Source organism: Solirubrobacter ginsenosidimutans (assembly GCF_027587205.1).
Window position 1 is genome coordinate 15,211 of the sequence record NZ_JAPDOD010000055.1, and the last position, 16,157, is coordinate 31,367.

A 16,157-nucleotide genomic window follows, 5' to 3' on the forward strand; every position below is an offset into this window, starting at 1 on the left:
CATCAGCGCCGCCTGCCGCCAGAATCTTGACAGAGTCAACATGGCTGGCGATGATCGCGCAATGCTCCGTGGACGCGAGGACGAGCCGGACCGCGAACGTCGGCCGCAGCGAGACACGCAGCCGTCGGAGCGCGAAGACCGCAGCGACGCGAGCGCGCCCTGGTTGCTCGGCATGCAGCAGAGCGCGGGCAACCAGGCCGTCGCCCGCATGCTCGCCGCGGCGAGGGCCCGCACCGGTCGCTCGGGGACGCTGCAGCGCGACCCCGTCACGGGCACCACGACGGAGTCCGCCAGCGGCGGGCATCACCCAGACTTCCGGTTCCAGTTCCCCGGCGAGCCGGACAAGCGGGGCTACGACCTCGACGAGTGGGCGAAACCCAACAGCCCCAAAGGCGGGCCCGCGCACGCCGCGACCCTCAACCGGCAGGACATCGTGAACCTGATCACCGCGTGGGACGGGTCGGAGCCGCTCGCGTACTCGTTCAGCGACGATCTGGTCGGGACATCCGCGTGGGAGGAGTGGGACGGACAGCGCAACGTCGGCGCCGAGAAGACCGTCACCCACGACGTGCACCATGACCTCACACAGTCCGAGGCGGGCAAGCAGTTCGCGATGCACTTCCTGTCGCTCAGGCACATGATGGAACGCCGTCAGTCCGACCTCGACGCCACGCTCCCGCCGAACGTCGCGATCTCGAAGTCGTCGGGCAAGCCGAGGGAGAAGGCCATCGAGTCCGAAGTCCCCGTGAACTGGAGGGCGCTGCTGAAGCGGGCGCGGCTCGTGCTCAAGCAGAAGTTGCTCGCGGGCGACGTCGCGCCGGCGACCCAGGACGACGTCTCGATCGTCCCCGACCTGATGTTCCCAGGCCCGTCAGGTGACACCAACATCGACCTCTGGGTGTCGAACAAGCTCCTCGTGCGGGGCGCCAAGAACAAGGCCAAGAGCGCCCAGACCCCGATCAAGATGAAGGGCGAGACGCTCAAGACCAAGTTCGTCAAGCGCGAGCGAGATGTGCCGTTCGGCATCGGGCACCTCAGTGTCGAGATCTTCTACGAATGGCGGACGGCGAGCCAGCTCCTCACACTCGCGCAGGCCGGCCCGGCGGCGGTCGTGCCGCAGCAGCTCCCGGTCGTGCAGCCGACCGCGACCGAGACGGTTACCGAAACCGAACTCGAGCCCGTCGAGAAGGACGAGGGCAAGGAGCTCGTGCCGATCGGGCAGTGAGCCCGGCGAGCACGGTTGCTCCTTAACGGCCCAGCTCAATTGCTCGCGGGCTGTGCTGGTGACCGGGACCGTGACGTGGCAACGGACTTCGATTCGGCTGGAGCGCGTCTGCTGCTGGGCTTCGAGTCGTCGGTCATGTCGTTGGTGGCCCTGCCGACCTGCCGGAGTCGGCGGGACGCTTTCGGGACGCCGGCGGATTTCGGGCGGTGGGGCCGGGGAGCCGAGAATCACGCCGTGTCGCCGATGGCGAGACCCGGACTCGAACCGGGGACACCACGATTTTCAGTCGTGTGCTCTACCAACTGAGCTATCTCGCCGCGGGCGCTTAGGCTAGCGCGTCGGCGAGCGATGGGCCGGTGGCGGGCGGCGGGGTCGGCCAGGCCTTGCGCAGACGGAAGGATGCGGCGAAGGCGACGAGGCCGAGGCCGACGCCTGCGACGAGCAGCGTGGAGCGGACGCCGAGGGCGGTGATCAGCGCTCCGGCACCCACGAAGGAGGTGGCGAACGCACCCGCCACGCACATCCGCTGTAGGGAGAAGAGGCGGCCGTGCAAGGACTCAGGGGCGGAGGAGGCGAGGAGCAGGCGGTCGTGGACGAGCGCGGCGCCGTTGCCGAATCCGCCCACCGCGAGGGCGAGCACGACGAGCACCGGCGAGCGCAGGACGCTGCACGCGACGAGCTCGAGCGCCATCGCGAAGACGCCGAGCAGGTACACCTGACGCCAGCGCCACGGGCCGGCGCCGGTGAAGCGGGCGCTCAAGGAGCCCAGGACCATGCCGATCCCGCCGGCGGTGATCATCGCCGCGAGCCCGGTGCCGCCGAGCCCCAACTCGTCGCGGGCGAGGATGACCTCGCCGACCGACGTCACGCCGATGCACAACACAACGCCGGCGGAGGACCAGAGCAGGACGCGGACTTCGGGGCGGGCGGCGACCTCGCGCATACCCGCGCGGGCGTCGGCCAACAACGACCGCGGGTGGCGGCGGCGCTCGGCAGAGGCCTCATCCGACGAGGCGGCGACCGGCGGCAGCGAAGCGATGATCAGCGCCGACACGGCGTACGTCACCGCGTTGATGCCCAGCAGCGCGCCCGGCGCCACCAACGTCAGGAGCAAGCCACCGAGCGCCGGTCCGACGGTCGTGCCGGCGTCATCGAGCGCGCCGAACAGCGCCAGGGTCGCCGCGCGGCGCTGGACGCCCGCCACCCGGGTCAGACCGGCCAAGGCGGCGGGCGAGAACATCGCGGAGCCGATGCCGGCGAGCAGCGCGCCGACCATCATCACCGGCAGCGATCCGGCGATCATCACCACGGAGAAGCCGGCGCAGCGCAAGGCCTCGGCCACCCACGCGCAGCGGCGCCACCCGACGCGGTCGATCAGGGCACCGACCAGGGGGCCGAGGACGACCGCGGGCAGCAACTCGGGGAGCAGCACGGCGGAGATCGCCATCGGCGAGCCGAAGCGGTCCAGCGCGAGCAGGGGGAGTGCGAGCAGCGCGAGGCCGGTCCCGAGGGACGACTGGGCGTGCGCGACGAAGAACCGCCGCGCCGCGGAGCTCGCGAGCGCGCTCCTCAACATGTCAGGCCGCGGCGACGGCGGTGCGGCGCATGCGCCGCGGGACCAGCTTGGAGCCACACGCGGTGTGGACGAGCACGGCGACGCCGAGCATCAGGACGAGGTCGCCGATGCTGAAGACGGTGTGGATCGGCAACGAGGACGGGGTCGCGATGGTGTCGCCCAGGAAGAGGAGCTTCGGGTGGGCGAGGATCTGGGAGTTGGCGAACTCGCCGTGGGTGTCGGCGCCCTGGAAGGAGGCGAGGGTGTCCGGGTTGGCCGGCATGACGCCGCCGTTGGCCGCGATGGCGGTGAAATTAAGCGCGCCGCCGATTGCGGCTATAGCCACGCCCGCGATATGCCGATTGCAGAACGCGAATGCACCGAGCAACACGTACGAGAGCATGTGGACGCTGGTGTGGAACGTCTGATGGCCGCCCGGGATCACCGAGATGATCAGGACCTGGAGCGCGATTGCGGCGACCGCGAGGCCGGACCGGCGCAGTGGCAGATCCGCGAGTGCGGTGAGGTGCCCGCGTGCGAGCGGGACGCTCGCGAGGATGGCGAGATAGATGAGTCCGATGATCATGGCTCCCTTTGAATCGGCCGGTCGCGCCGAGGGCAGCACTCCAACAAACGTCGAATTGCTCAACTTCGCCCAGGGGGCAGACGACAACCCGGAGTGGAACGGCTCTCAAGGGGGGAGCCATGACACGGAGGTCAACAACCATGTACAAGGCACGCCTTTACCGTCTCGCGCTGGTCGCGGGCGTCGTTGCGGTGTTCCTCGAGGGGCTCGGCGCGAGCTTCAAGTGGGGCTAGCCGGTATGCAGGTCCGTAACGGCCGCAAGTGGTAGTGCCGAGGGTGTCCGGAACGGGCACCCTCGCCTTTTGTAGACCCTGAGGAAATGTTCGCCCGCGCCGCCAAACTCGACCCTCTCAACTCGTATGTCTCCGCCGTCATCGCTGTCGGCGCCGTCTGCGCGTTGGGAATCGTCATCGACGGCGTGGGCGAATTCTCGCTTGCCCTCACCCCCGAGATCGCGATCTTCGCGCTCTGCGCCTTCATCGGTGATTTCCTCCCGCTGAAGGTCTTCACCCGCGGGGCCGAGGGGGAGATCACCACCTCGACGTGCTTCGCGTTCGCCGCGCTCCTTGCCGCCGGCCCGCTGGCGGCGCTGATCGCGCTCGTCGCCGCGAACCTGATCGTCGACGCCTTCCGCCGCAAGGCGGCCCAGAAGGTCGCCTTCAACGTCGCGCAGTACGCGATCTCGGTCGCCGCCGCCGCGATGGTCTTGAAGGCCACGACCGGGATGCCGCGCCCGGACGGCCCGCACCTGGAGCCGAGCGACCTCGCGGGCGTGATGCTCGCGATCGCCGCGTTCTTCGTCGTCAACTCGACGCTGGTCGCGACCGTGATCGCCCTCGTGCAGCGGACCAGGGTGCTCCGCTACCTGATCGACGACATCTTCAACCAGGTCGCCACCGGCGGCCTGCTGCTCGGTCTGGCGCCGGTCGTCCTGCTGGCGGCGGACTTCTTCCTGCCCGCGATCGCGCTGCTCTTCCTGCCGCTCTACGCGGTACACCGGGGCGGTCGCGACGCGATCGCCAAGCAGCACCAGGCGTTGCACGACGCCCTCACCGGCCTGCCGAACCGCGAGCTCTTCCGCGACCGGATCGACCAGGCGGTCAGCCGCAGTCGCCGCGATGGCGACGCGGCCGTGGTCATGATCATGGATCTCGACCACTTCAAGGAGATCAACGACACGCTCGGGCATCACATGGGCGATCTGCTGCTGCAGGAGGTCTCGCGCCGGCTCCGGGTCGCGTTGCGCGACTCCGACACGGTCGCCCGTCTCGGCGGCGACGAGTTCGGCATCCTGCTCCCGCGCGTCGACACGACCGAGGACGGGACCACCGTCGCACAGAATCTGCTCGCCCACCTGCGCGAGCCGTTCGTGCTCGAGGGGATGCGGCTGGAGATCGACGCCAGCGTCGGCCTCGCCCTGCATCCGCTACACGGCGAGGACAACGAGACGCTCCAGCAGCGCGCCGACATCGCCATGTACTCGGCCAAGCAGTCCGGTCGCGGGTTCGCCGTCTTCGAGGCTGAACTGGACCGCCATTCGCCGCGCCGCCTCGCGCTCGCGGGCGGGATGCGCGTCGCGATCAACGAGGGGCAGATCCAGCTCTACTACCAGCCCAAGGCCGACCTGCGCACGGGCCGGATCATGGGTGTGGAGGCGCTCGCGCGCTGGGATCACCCGGAGTTCGGGATCGTCGGGCCGAGCGAGTTCGTCCCGATCGCCGAGCAGACCGGGCTGATCACGCCGCTCACGTCGTTCGTCCTGGACGCCGCGATCCGCCAGGTCCGCACGTGGAACGACTCCGGCCTGGAGCTCTCGGTCGCCGTCAACCTCTCCGCCCGCTCGTTCCTCGACACGCAGCTCGCGGTCGAGATCCCGCGTCTGCTGGCGCGCTGGGACGTCGAGGCCGAGCAGCTCGAGCTCGAGATCACCGAATCGATGCTCATGACCGACCCGGCCCGCGCGGAGGCGACGCTGACCCGCCTGAGCCAGATCGGGCTGACGCTCTCCGTCGACGACTTCGGCACCGGCTATTCGAGCCTGGCCAACCTCAAGCGCCTCCCCGTCGACGTGATCAAGATCGACAAGTCCTTCGTGATGGAGATGGCCGTCGACGCGTCGGACGCCGCGATCGTGCGCTCCACGATCGACCTCGCGCACAACCTCGGCCTCAAGGTCGTCGCCGAGGGCGTGGAGTCCGAGGACGCCTGGCGCCAGCTCGAGACGCTCGGGTGCGACTTCGCCCAGGGCTACTACCTCTCACGGCCGCTGCCCGCCGAGGCGGCCACGCGGCTGATCCGCGAGCGCGGCACCGGGCGCGACGTCCCGCCGCCCGCGCTGCGGGTCGTTCGCGGCCTCGCGCTCTAAAGCGCCGTCGGCGCCCGCGCACGATCTCCTGCAACGATTTACAGAAGTCGGCGATTTGCCGACATTAGGGGCGTGCACCGCGTCGCATTGCTCCTCGCCGCCCTGCTGAGCTTCCCCGCGACCGCGGCCGCGAACGGCAGCGGCGGGATGCTCGCGGGCCCGACGGCGCAGCGCTTCACCGCGACCCCCGCGAGCGTCGCGCCCGGAGCGAAGGTGACCTTCGCCCTGCGCGCCACGGCCGGCGCGCGCGTCCGCGTCGACGTGATCGCCGCCGACAAGTCCGCGGTGCGGGTGCGGCTCGGGCGCGTGGGGGAGAGCGGATCGGTGCGCGGCGACTGGACCGCCGCCGTCGCGGCGGGGAAGTACACCGCCCGCCTCGTCGTGACCGGCGCCGGCGTGACCCGCTACTACCGGACGCCGCTCAGCGTCGTCACGCCCCCCGCTCCCACGCCCACGCCGGTCCCCGCCACGCTCACCTCGACGGCGTCGAAGATCTTCCCCGTCCAGGGCCCGTTCAACTTCGGCGGCCCTGACGCCCGCTTCGGCGTCGGCCGCCCCGGCCACACCCACCAGGGTCAGGACATCGTCGCCGCCGAAGGCACCCCGGTCGTCACGCCGATCGCGGGCACCGTCCACTGGACCGCCTACCAGGCGAAGGGCGCGGGCTACTACGTGGTGATCGCCGGCGCCGACGGCCGCTATTACGCCTTCATGCACTTCCAGGAGGGCTCGACCGCCGTCACCAAGGGCCAAGCGGTCACCGCCGGCCAGCGGATCGGCCTGGTCGGCGCCACCGGCGACGCCAGCGGCCCGCACCTGCACTTCGAGATCTGGGTCAACGGCTGGTGGGCGAGCAAGGCGAGCACGCCGATCGACCCGCTCCCCGAGCTTCAGGCCTGGGCCGCGTAACGCGCGGGAGGTCCCGCGACATCTGACGGTCGGGTCGCCGCCCCGGGCGACCGGCATCCGTCCGACATCGCGAGGCTCTCCTGTTCTCCATCACACGGTGCGCGCTGGTGTGCGCGCTGCCGCTGCTCGGCGCCCTCGCGCCGGCACACGGCCCCGATTTCCGCGACCCGAACTCGGTCGCGACCCTCGTGACGCCGCGGATCGCGCTCCCGCGTGGCTTTCAGCCGCGCCGGCTGGTCGTCCCGAACGTGCGCTTCACGTTCACCGGCTTCGCCGAGAAGCGCCAGGTGCGCGACGACGTCGCCGGCCCGCTGCGGCGCCTGTTCGCGGCCGCGAGCGCGGACGGCGTGCCGCTCGCGGGCGTCTCCGGCTACCGCTCGGAAGCGACGCAGCGCAGCCTGTACGCCGACCAGGTGGCGCGCGACGGACGCCAGCAGGCCGACCGGGTGGTCGCGCGCCCCCGGCACAGCGAGCACGAGACGGGGCTCGCGATCGACGTCTCAGGCGCCGACGGGCGCTGCCAGGCCGAGGCCTGCTTCGCCGGCACGCGCGAAGCGCGCTGGATCGCCGCCCACGCGCCCGACTACGGTTTCATCGTCCGCTACCCGAAGGGCGCCGAGGCGATCACCGGCTACGAGTACGAGCCGTGGCACCTGCGCTACGTGGGCGTCCGCCTCGCGCGGGAGGTCGCCGCGAGCGGCGTCACGCTGGACGAGTTCCTCGGCGCGCGTTGAGCATCGCACCCATCAACGCCGCGCAGCCGTCCTTCGAGAGCGGCTCGTTCAAGTTGCCGCACTTGGGTGACTGCACGCACGACGGGCAGCCCGATTCACAACGACACTCGCTGACCAGCCGGTGCGCGTCACCCACGAGCCGCTCGAACGCCTCGAACCCGCGGCGGGCGATCCCGATCCCGCCCGGGTGGCCGTCGTAGATGAAGATCGTCGGCGACCCGGTCTGCGGGTGCCAGTTGGTCGAGAGCCCGCCGATGTCCCAGCGGTCGCACATCGCCAGCAGCGGGAGCACCGCGATCTGCGAGTGCTCGGCCGCGTGCAGCGTGCCGAGGTCGTCGTCGTCGAGCGTGTACCAGAGCGCCTGGGTGGCGAAGGAGGTGCGCGGGAGGTCGAGGCCGATCAGGTCGATCGGCTCGCCGTCGGCCACCCGCCGGCGCTGGTAGGCGAGCACCTGCTCGGTGACGACGACGGTGCCGAAGCGGACCTGGACGCCGAGCGCCGTGCGCTCCTCCAGGACCCGCTCGATGTGGGTGTCGGTCTCGCGCTTGGCCTGCGTGTACCAGTTGCCGTCGAAGGGGCGGACCAGCGCGCGCCGGTCGGCGTACTGGAACGCGTCGACCTCGAACTGGCGCCCGCCGTGCAGGTAGATGGCGCCCTGGTGGACGGTCGACGGCGCCGGGCCGGCATCGACGTCGCCGATCACCTCGCCGTCGTCGAGGTTGATGATCGCGACGCCGTCGCGGGACGCGCTGCGCAGGGAGAACTCCCCCGCCGCGTACTCCTCCGGGCGGCGCGGGACGAACGCGCCGTCCGGGCGCTCGCGCAGGTCGCCGGCGCCGACGAGCACGGACGCGAGCTCCCGCCAGCGCGGACCGAGCACCGACGCGTCTTCGGCCGACAAAGGCGCCTCGTGCGCCGCGCACAGCAGGTGCGCGGCATAGAGCTGCTCGTTCTCGTGGTCCAGGATCGCCGCCTCGACGGGCCGCTCCAGGAACTCGTCGGGATGGCGGCAGAAGAACTGGTCCAGCGCGTCCGCGCCCGCGACGTAGACCGCGAGCCCACGTCCCCGTCGCCCCGCCCGCCCCCACATCTGCCGCAGCGACGCGACCGTCCCCGGGAACGTGACGCAGATCGCGGCATCCAGCGCGCCGATGTCGATGCCCAGCTCCAACGCATCCGTGGCGACGATGCCGAGCAGCTCGCCGGAGACCAGCCGCCCCTCGAGCTCCCGCCGCTGCTGCGCGGTGTAGCCCGCGCGGTACGGCGCGATCCGCGCCGCCAGCTGCGGGTGGCCCTGGCGCTCGAGCTCCAGCGTGGCGAAGCGCGCCATCAGCTCGACCGCCTTGCGCGACTTCATGAAGACGATCGTCCGCGCGCCCTCGATCACCAGCGACGCGAGCAGGTCCGCCGCCTCGGCCAGCGGCGAGCGCCGGGCCTGGGACGCCTCGTCGGTCACCGGGGGATTCCACATCGCGATCGTGCGCTTGGTCCCGGGCGAGCCGTCGCGCGAGATCACGCGCACGTCGTCGAGCCCGGTCAGGCGCGTCGCCAGCTCGCCGGGGTTCGCCACGGTCGCCGAGGCCAGCAGGAACCGGGGCGTGGAGCCATAGAGCTCGCACAGCCGCCGCAAGCGCCGGAGCACGTTGGCGACGTGCGACCCGAAGACCCCGCGGTAGACGTGCGCCTCGTCGATCACGACCACCTCGAGATGCCCGAGGAAGTGCGCCCACGCCTGGTGGTTCGGGAGGATGCCGACGTGCAGCATGTCCGGGTTGGTGAGGATCAGGTTCGCCTTGCGTCGCAGCTCCGCCCGCAGCTCCCGCGGCGTGTCGCCGTCATAGATCGCCGGGCGGGCGGACTTCAGGCCGAACGCGTGCAGCGCGCGCGCCTGGTCCTGGGCCAGCGCCTTGGACGGATACAGGAACAGTGCCCGGGCGGCCGGAGCGGAGGCGATCGTGTTCAGCGTCGGCAGCTGGAAGCACAGCGACTTCCCCGACGCGGTGCCCGTGGTGACGATCGTCGTCTGCTCGAACGCCGCCTCCAGCGCCTCGGCCTGGTGGCTCCAGAGCGAGTCGACGCCGCGCCGCCCCAACGCCGCCAACACGTCCGGGTGCAGCTCGTCCGGCAGCTCCACCATTTCCGGGAACCGCTCGTGCTGCATCGCCTGGCGCACGAGCCGCTCGTCCGTCCGCCCGGCCGCCAACAGCTCGTCCCACGGCTCGATGTCACGCACGATCGCCACACGCCTAGGATGACGCGGTGGCCAAGCTCCGCTGCGTCTTCTACGACCCGGATGCGGTCGATGCGGGAAGTCGTCTGTCCGAGCGGGCGTTCGAGGCGTGCGAACGCGCCGAGGTCGTCGTCTTCGCGCTCGCCGGCGAGGACGCCGTCGAGCTCGAGGGCGAGCTCCAGGGGATCCCGTTCGTCATGCGCGCCCTGAACCTCACCCCCGAGGAGTGCATCGGCGTCGGCCCGTCCTTGGCCGACGCCCCGCTCGGCGCCGTCTGGGTGAGCCCGCTCGAACTCGACGTCCGCGGCCGGCACATCCGTGTGGCCGAGGACGGCGACGAGCTGCTCTATGACGCCGTGATCAGCGAGTTGGCGCAGCGCCGATGAGCGAGAGCGCGAACAGCTCGTCCTCGTCGGTCATGAACCGATCCAGCACCAGGCCCGCCGCGTGCAGGTCGGCCTCGAGCCGCTCGCGGGTGAACTTGGCGCTGATCTCGGTCCGCAGCTCCTCGCGGTTGGCGAAGTGCACATCCAGGCCGAGCTTGCGCACGTGGACGTCCATCGGCCGCACCGCCCGCAGGCGCATCTCGATCCACTCCTGCTCGCGGTCGTAGAACGCCACGTGCTCGAACGCGTCGAGATCGAAGTCCGCGTCCAGCTCGCGGTTGAGCACCGCGAGGATGTTGCGATTGAACGCCGCGGTCACGCCCGCGGCGTCGTTGTAGGCCGCCTCGAGCACCGCGGGGTCCTTGACCAGGTCGGTCCCGAGCAGGATCCGGTCCTCCGGGCGCAGCTCCGCCGCCAGCGACTGCAGGAAGCGCCGCCGCGTCCCCGGGAGGAAGTTGCCGATCGTGCCGCCGAGGAAGACGATCACGCGCGGGCCTTCGGCCTCCGGCAGCGCGTCCAGGTGGCGCTCGAAGTCACCCACGACGCCGAACACGCGGATGCCGGGGTAGCGCTCCACGAGCAGCTTCGCGCTCTCGAGCAGGACGACCTCGGAGACGTCGAACGGGACGTAGCGATCGAGCGTCTCGGCGTCACGCATGGCGTCCAGCAGCAGCAGTGTCTTGGTCGGCACGCCGCTGCCCAGCTCCACCAGCTCCGCCGCGTGGGTCTCCTCGATCAGCGCCGCGGCGTTGGCCTCGAGGATCGCCCGCTCGGTGCGCGTCGGGTAGTACTCGGGCAGGCTCATGATCTGCTCGAAGAGCCGCGAACCCTCGGTGTCGTAGAAGTGCTTCGGCGGGATCTCCTTGAACGGGCGGGTGAGGCCGTCCAAGACATCGAACGCCAGCGTGCGCTCGTCGGCACCGAGGCGGGAGACGATCTCGATGTCTCCTAGAGCGGTATTCATCGCGCGATCCTGACTCCGGCGAAGAGCTGCCGGCGTTCGGGGAGGTCCCAGTTGCGGAACTGCAGGGAGGCGACCCGGGGATGGGTCGCGCACGAACCGCCGCGCAGGACCCGATAGTGGTCGCCGAAGAACACTTCCGAATACTCCCGGTACGGGTAGGCGATGAAACCCGGATAGCCCGTGAAGTAGCTCACGGTCCATTCCCAGACTTCCCCGACACCCTCAAGCTGGTCCCAGGTCGCCGCCTTCTCCCACTCGACCTCGGTCGGGAGGCGCGCCTCGTGGGCGCGGGCGAAGGCGTCGGCCTCGAACCAGGAGACGTGGACGACGGGAGCGTCCGGATCCCCGGCCTCGGCCGTGGCGTGGTGGGTGATGTCGTACTGCTGCTTCCAGGCCCAACCCTCGTCGGACCACCACTCGCGGCGTTCATAGCCGCCGCCCTCGGCGAACGCGAGCCAGGTCGCGTTGGTGATCGGCGTGCGGCCGATGCTGAAGCGATCGGTCCACTCGCCGTGACGCGGGCGCTCGTTGTCGTAGGCGAAGCCGGACGGCCCGGCGCCCATCTCGAACGCGCCCTCGGCGACGTCCACGAACTCGAGTCCGGTTCCGGACACCGACGCGGGTCCGCCGAATGACGGCGGCAGGATGCCGGCGAGCGTCATCGCCTGCAGCATCGTCTCGGTGTGCTGGAGCTCGTGGCGGATCACGAGCTCGTGCAGATCGCCGTCGCCGACCGGCGCCTCGAGCGCACGTTGGCGCACCGCCGCCATGTACTCGAGCAGTTCGGCGCCGCGCAGGAACTCCAGGTCACCGCGCACCTTGCGGGGCGTCTCGAACGCGTCGTAGAGCGCGGCGAGGTCATCACGCAGCAATTCGCGGCCCGCGGCCCGGTGGTTCAACCACAGGTCCTCGTACGCGGCGACGTGGCCCAGATCCCATGACAGCGGGCTCATGATCGGCGCCAACACCGTCGTCAGCTGCGCTTCGTCGAGGTGGGAGACGAGCTCGAACGTCCGCTCGCGTACCTCCTCCATCACGCCGTGCAACTCAGCTACCACTGGTCTGAACATACTCGTCCCGTCTCGTTGGCTCGTGAAACATTACGAGTGGTTCCGGCCAGCGGATGACCTAAATCAGGCTCGATCCCACCCAATCGTCGGCGCCCCGCGAACCGCGCGGGACGTAGAAATACCCACCGCCGACGGGGGTGATGTAGTCGGTCATCGGCTCGCCCGCGAGCCGGTTCTGGACGGCGACGAACTGCCGCTGAAGGTCCTGGTTGAAGGCGACGAAGATCAGCCCCTGGTCGAGCTGGCCCGCCCGGTCGAACCCGCGCTGGTAGTTCCAGGCGCGGCGCAGCAGGCGCTGGTCCGCGGTCTCGGCCGTGCGCGGGTTGGCGAGCCGGATGTGGGCGTCGAGCGCGATCCGCTTGCCGCCGGGATCGAGGTCCAGCCGCGGGTCCTCGAACTCGCTGTGGCCGCCCAGCGGCGCGCCCGTGTCGCGGCGGCGGCCGATCATCGTCTCCTGCTCGCGCAAGCCGACGCGGTCCCAGAACTCGAGGTGCATCCGGATCAAGCGCACCGCCATGTAGGTCCCGCCGCCGGGGGTCCAGACCAGCTTCTGCATCAGCGCGTCGTCGGATGTGTCCGGATTCCCGGTCCCGTCGCGGAAGCCGAACAGGTTGCGGCGGGCGCTGCGCTTGTCCGGGCCGCGATCGGCGCCCTGGAAGCCGTCGATCCACCAGCGCAGCGCGAGCGCGTCCCGCGTCGGGCGCAGCAGTTCCCGCAGCGCGTGCGACGCGGTGTCCATGTGGTGCGCGCTGATCAGCACGACCACGTCGCCGTGGGTCAGCCCGGGATCGAGCCGGTCGCCGTCGAACGCCGTCATCCGCGTGAGCTTCGGCGGCGCCGTGAGGCCGTAGCGGTCGTCGAAGAGCGAGTGGCCGAAGCCGATCGTGACCGTGAGCCCGTCCGGGGCGATCTCGGTGCCGAGCGCACCTGAGTCCAGCGGCGGGTCGTCGGGCTCGCGCACCGGCATCCGCCAGCCCTGCGACAGCTCGCGCGCTCGCCCGCTGAGCGTCGCGAGCGACGCGGCGAGGATGGCCTGATCGGCCGCGATCGCGTCCAGCGAGGCGAGCACGACCGCATCGCGTGGCTCGGTCAGCACCCCGGCCTGATGTGGACCGTCGAACGGCACCCGCTCGTTCAGCGCATCCGGCCCCTTCGGTTCGGCGGGCGCGTCGGCGGCGGTCGCCGCGACCGCCCCGCCGGCGCCGACCGCGCCGAGCGCGAGCGCGGAACGGGCGAGGAAGCGGCGTCGGTCGAGCTTCACGGCCGCAGCTCCGGGATTGCCGGCGGATATTGCGTCTCGAGAGCGTGCGGGACGCCGGCGAGGATCTCCAGCCCGGCGCCGAGGCGCCCGTTGAGGTGCTGGCGCTCGCTGCGGCTGAGCTCGTCGAGCGCCGGCCACTCGCCGCCGTGGGCACGCTGGATCGAATCGAGCTCGCGGTGCAGGTTGAGCAGGCCGGCCTCGACCGAGGCGATCGCGCCGTGGCCGGCGAGCAGCGGCCGCAGCGTCGCCACGACCGCGTCCGTAGCGTCCACCGAGGCGGCGGTGGCGCGCACGCCCGCGCCGCTGTACGGCGCCGCGACGCCGCTGAGCATGTCGCGTTGCGCGTCCTCGAGGATCTCGTGCGCCCGGATCACGTAGTCCAGCGGTGTGATCTCGACCTTCGGGACGGTCCGGCGGAGTTGGCGCACGTGGCGGGCGAGCCGCGCGGCGACCGGGCGCAGCGCGGGCAGCGGCTCGTCTCGCCACAACCCGCGCTCGAGCGCGAGGCGGTCGCCGGTGATGGCGGAATCGAGATCCCCGAGGGCGCCGTACGCCGCGCCGATCAGCAGGTAGCGCTCGTAGACCTGCACCCACGCGCGCCGTGCGGCCGCCCGGTCACCCGCCGCCAGCGCCTGGCGCAACGCCGTCACCCGCGCCGCCATCGCCGCCGCCTGGCGGGCGCTGTAGCGGCGGTAGGCGGCGATCGGGCCGTCGAAGGCGGACTCCGGGACGAGCGAGTTCTCACCGCGCGGGTTGCCGTTGACCGGCACGCCGGCCGCGGCGTCCGCCACCTCCCGTGGCGAGCGGTCGGTCCCGGCGATCTTGGTCACCTCGATCTCGCGCGTCGCGGGCGGCGCGATCGGGTGCTCACTCACCGGCGCCTGCCGGCCACCCCCACAACCGGTGAGGCAAAGGACGGCGACCAGCAGCGCGCGGCGCATCTACTTCAAGCGGAAGGACTTCGTCTGCGTCACGGCCGTGCGGCCGCTCTGCGAGATCGAGATCCGCAGCGTGTAGCTGCCCTTCTTGAGTGTCTTCTTGGCCTTGATGACGAGCTTGACCTTCTTCTTGGCGAGGCTCCCCTTCGCGCTCGCCACGACCTTCTTGTTGGCGAGGATCTCGAAGCGCAGCGTCGTCTTGCGGGTCACGTCCTTGCCGGAGCCGGTGCAGGAGACGGTGATCCGCTTGCCGCCGCCGCTCGTCTTGCAGCTCAGCTTGACCGCGACCTTGGCGGCCGCCGGCGTGGGCGAGGGCTTCGGCGTCGCGGTGGCGGTCGCCGTGGCGGTCGGCGCGGGGCTGGTCGTCGGCACCGGCGTCGCGGTCGCCGACGGGGTCGGAACGACCGGCGCTCCGGCCGGGTTGCCGGTGCGCTCATCCAGGATCAGCTTCGGCGCCCGCGCGTGCGCCGGGTCGAAGTCGAACATCTCGTCCAGCGTCGGCGCCCGCTCGTCGAAGGACTGATCGCCGATGCGCCCGAGGCTCCAGTTGTCCTCGATGAACTTCAGGATCGAGGTCTGCTCGGTCTGCTTGTGATCGATGAAGTTCTGCTTGGCCCATGGCGAGACGACGAGCAGCGGCAGCCGCGGGCCCGGGCCGCAGCGCCCGCGATAGTCGCCGGCGGGGACCGGCTGGGGTCCGCACTTGCTCGCCCCGCCGAGGCTGTCGGCCGCGATGTCCGAGCCCTGGAGCGGCGTGATGTGGGCGTGGTCGTACCAGCCGTCGGAGTCGTCGTAGGCGAGGAAGACCGCGGTCGAGTCCCACTCGGGCGACGACTGCAGCCCGTTGAGCACCCGCACGATGAACCGCTGCTCGTCGAGCGGACCGGAGTAACCCGGGTGCCCGTCCTCGGCGCTGACCGCCTTCAGGAACGAGACCTGCGGCAGGTTGCCCGCCTCCAGCGCGTCGGCGAAGTCGGTGAGGTCGTACAGGTGGTTGGCCTGGTCCGTCGTGCCGATGGGGCCGGTCGGAGGCAGATGGTGCTGGTTCGACGTCGAGAGGTAGTACTGGAACGGGGCGTGGTGCGGGAGGTAGTCGGGGACCGCTGCTCCGGCGGCGTTGGTGTGCGTGCCGGCGCAGACCGCGATCGCGCCGTTGCGCGACGTCGGCTTGAAGCCGCCCGCGAACCAGCCCCACGTCACGCCGGCGGTGTTCATCAGGTTGCCGATGTTCTTGCCGCTGAAGGACGCGGTCGCCGAGCCCGCGCAGTCGTCGAACAGCGGCTGCGAGTTGGCGATCATCGTCCCGGTCAGGCCGGAGGCCGCGCCCACGGGGCTGACGCCGTGCGTGTTCCCGCTGATCAGGTTGATCGCGCCGATCGTCGACGGGCCGAACGTGGTGCCGAAGTGGCGGTCGCTCATCGCGAAGTGCTGGGCGTAGTTCCACATCGCGGTGACCGTGTTGCCGTCGTAGTAGGACATGACGATCCGCTTGTCGGAGCAGTTGCCGGTGTCCGTGTTCTCGGGGAAGCGGTTCATCGCGCCGCCGTTGAAGGCGCGCTGTTCGGCGTCGTAGTTGTGGTTGAAGTCGCACGTGACGGCCTCGGAGCGATCGAGGCGGCGCGGCTTCTGCGAGTTCGGGTTGTTGTTGATCAGGTCCGGCGTGAGCCCGTCGACGGTCTGCTTGCCGATGCTGCCGTTCCACAGCGGCTGGCCGGGATGCTGGTTCTCGGCGACGGGATAGGTGCCGAAGTAGTGGTCGAAGGACTGGTTCTCGCCGAAGATGACCACCACGTGCTCGATCGGGGTGTTCGCCGGCGGCGGGACCTTGGAGTCTGCGCTCGCGACGGCGAGCGCGCCCGCCGCGATGACCAGCCCCGCGGCTCCACCGAACAGCGAGCGTCGCAGTGCTCTCGAGTTCACCACGTTGCGTCCCC

General features: G+C 70.9%; 13 protein-coding genes and 1 tRNA gene. 5 read left to right on the plus strand and 9 right to left on the minus strand.

The genetic code is table 11. The annotated features are described in order from the left end of the window. The first annotated feature begins 61 nt into the window (after positions 1–61). Positions 62–1,225, plus strand: coding sequence for a hypothetical protein (locus tag OM076_RS36955; protein WP_270045197.1), 1,164 nt, complete (start codon positions 62–64; stop codon positions 1,223–1,225). Positions 1,226–1,469: 244 nt separating this feature from the next. On the opposite strand, the gene OM076_RS36960 is transcribed toward OM076_RS36955, so the two are convergent. The 3 genes from OM076_RS36960 to OM076_RS36970 all read right to left on the minus strand — a co-directional run bounded on the left by OM076_RS36960 (position 1,470) and on the right by OM076_RS36970 (position 3,366). Then, a tRNA-Phe gene (locus OM076_RS36960) sits at positions 1,470–1,542 on the minus strand. An 8-nt stretch (positions 1,543–1,550) separates the two neighbouring features. Continuing rightward, a complete protein-coding gene (locus tag OM076_RS36965) occupies positions 1,551–2,801 on the minus strand; it encodes an MFS transporter (RefSeq protein ID WP_270045198.1) in 1,251 nt (416 codons plus the stop codon). A gap of 1 nt (position 2,802) precedes the next feature. Further along, entirely contained in the window at positions 2,803–3,366 is a 564-nt protein-coding gene (locus OM076_RS36970; protein WP_270045199.1) for a DUF5317 domain-containing protein, read from the minus strand. 319 nt (positions 3,367–3,685) lie between these two features. On the opposite strand from OM076_RS36970, the gene OM076_RS36975 reads away from it, so the two are divergent. From OM076_RS36975 to OM076_RS36985, 3 genes are all read left to right on the plus strand, one after another. Continuing rightward, positions 3,686–5,731, plus strand: coding sequence for a putative bifunctional diguanylate cyclase/phosphodiesterase (locus OM076_RS36975; protein WP_270045200.1), 2,046 nt, complete (start codon positions 3,686–3,688; stop codon positions 5,729–5,731). Positions 5,732–5,803: 72 nt separating this feature from the next. After that, on the plus strand, positions 5,804–6,640 hold the full coding sequence (locus OM076_RS36980; RefSeq protein WP_270045201.1) for a M23 family metallopeptidase: 837 nt from the start codon (positions 5,804–5,806) through the stop codon (positions 6,638–6,640). Positions 6,641–6,747: 107 nt separating this feature from the next. Further along, positions 6,748–7,374, plus strand: coding sequence for a M15 family metallopeptidase (locus tag OM076_RS36985; RefSeq protein WP_270045202.1), 627 nt, complete (start codon positions 6,748–6,750; stop codon positions 7,372–7,374). Here the strand turns inward: OM076_RS36985 and OM076_RS36990 are convergent. Then, positions 7,343–9,616: a DEAD/DEAH box helicase gene (locus tag OM076_RS36990; RefSeq protein ID WP_270045203.1), complete on the minus strand. Its 2,274-nt coding sequence runs from the start codon at positions 9,614–9,616 to the stop codon at positions 7,343–7,345. The genes OM076_RS36985 and OM076_RS36990 overlap by 32 nt on opposite strands. 17 nt (positions 9,617–9,633) lie before the next feature. Between OM076_RS36990 and OM076_RS36995 the strand changes: the two genes are divergently transcribed. Further along, complete coding sequence (locus OM076_RS36995; protein WP_270045204.1) at positions 9,634–9,990, plus strand: hypothetical protein; 357 nt, start codon at positions 9,634–9,636, stop codon at positions 9,988–9,990. Here OM076_RS36995 and egtD read toward each other — a convergent pair. The 5 genes from egtD to OM076_RS37020 all read right to left on the minus strand — a co-directional run bounded on the left by egtD (position 9,965) and on the right by OM076_RS37020 (position 16,143). Next, positions 9,965–10,954, minus strand: coding sequence for an L-histidine N(alpha)-methyltransferase (gene egtD, locus OM076_RS37000; RefSeq protein ID WP_270045205.1), 990 nt, complete (start codon positions 10,952–10,954; stop codon positions 9,965–9,967). The genes OM076_RS36995 and egtD overlap by 26 nt on opposite strands. After that, positions 10,951–12,012, minus strand: coding sequence for an SUMF1/EgtB/PvdO family nonheme iron enzyme (locus tag OM076_RS37005; protein ID WP_270045206.1), 1,062 nt, complete (start codon positions 12,010–12,012; stop codon positions 10,951–10,953). The genes egtD and OM076_RS37005 overlap by 4 nt, the downstream gene beginning before the upstream one ends. Positions 12,013–12,082: 70 nt before the next feature. Further along, entirely contained in the window at positions 12,083–13,285 is a 1,203-nt protein-coding gene (locus OM076_RS37010) for a Dyp-type peroxidase (RefSeq protein ID WP_270045207.1), read from the minus strand. Next, on the minus strand, positions 13,282–14,226 hold the full coding sequence (locus OM076_RS37015; protein WP_270045208.1) for an EfeM/EfeO family lipoprotein: 945 nt from the start codon (positions 14,224–14,226) through the stop codon (positions 13,282–13,284). Before OM076_RS37015 ends, OM076_RS37010 begins: the two co-directional genes overlap by 4 nt. After that, the gene (locus OM076_RS37020) at positions 14,227–16,143 is read right to left on the minus strand and encodes a phospholipase C (protein ID WP_270045209.1); all 1,917 of its coding nucleotides are present in this window, start codon (positions 16,141–16,143) and stop codon (positions 14,227–14,229) included. Positions 16,144–16,157: the final 14 nt, after the last annotated feature.

Coding starts and splice junctions, on each gene's coding strand:
- OM076_RS36955 (WP_270045197.1), top strand. CDS start 62: ATGCTCCGTGGACGCGAGGACGAGCCGGACCGCGAACGTCGGCCGCAG.
- OM076_RS36965 (WP_270045198.1), bottom strand. CDS start 2,801: ATGTTGAGGAGCGCGCTCGCGAGCTCCGCGGCGCGGCGGTTCTTCGTC.
- OM076_RS36970 (WP_270045199.1), bottom strand. CDS start 3,366: ATGATCATCGGACTCATCTATCTCGCCATCCTCGCGAGCGTCCCGCTC.
- OM076_RS36975 (WP_270045200.1), top strand. CDS start 3,686: ATGTTCGCCCGCGCCGCCAAACTCGACCCTCTCAACTCGTATGTCTCC.
- egtD (WP_270045205.1), bottom strand. CDS start 10,954: ATGAATACCGCTCTAGGAGACATCGAGATCGTCTCCCGCCTCGGTGCC.
- OM076_RS37015 (WP_270045208.1), bottom strand. CDS start 14,226: ATGCGCCGCGCGCTGCTGGTCGCCGTCCTTTGCCTCACCGGTTGTGGG.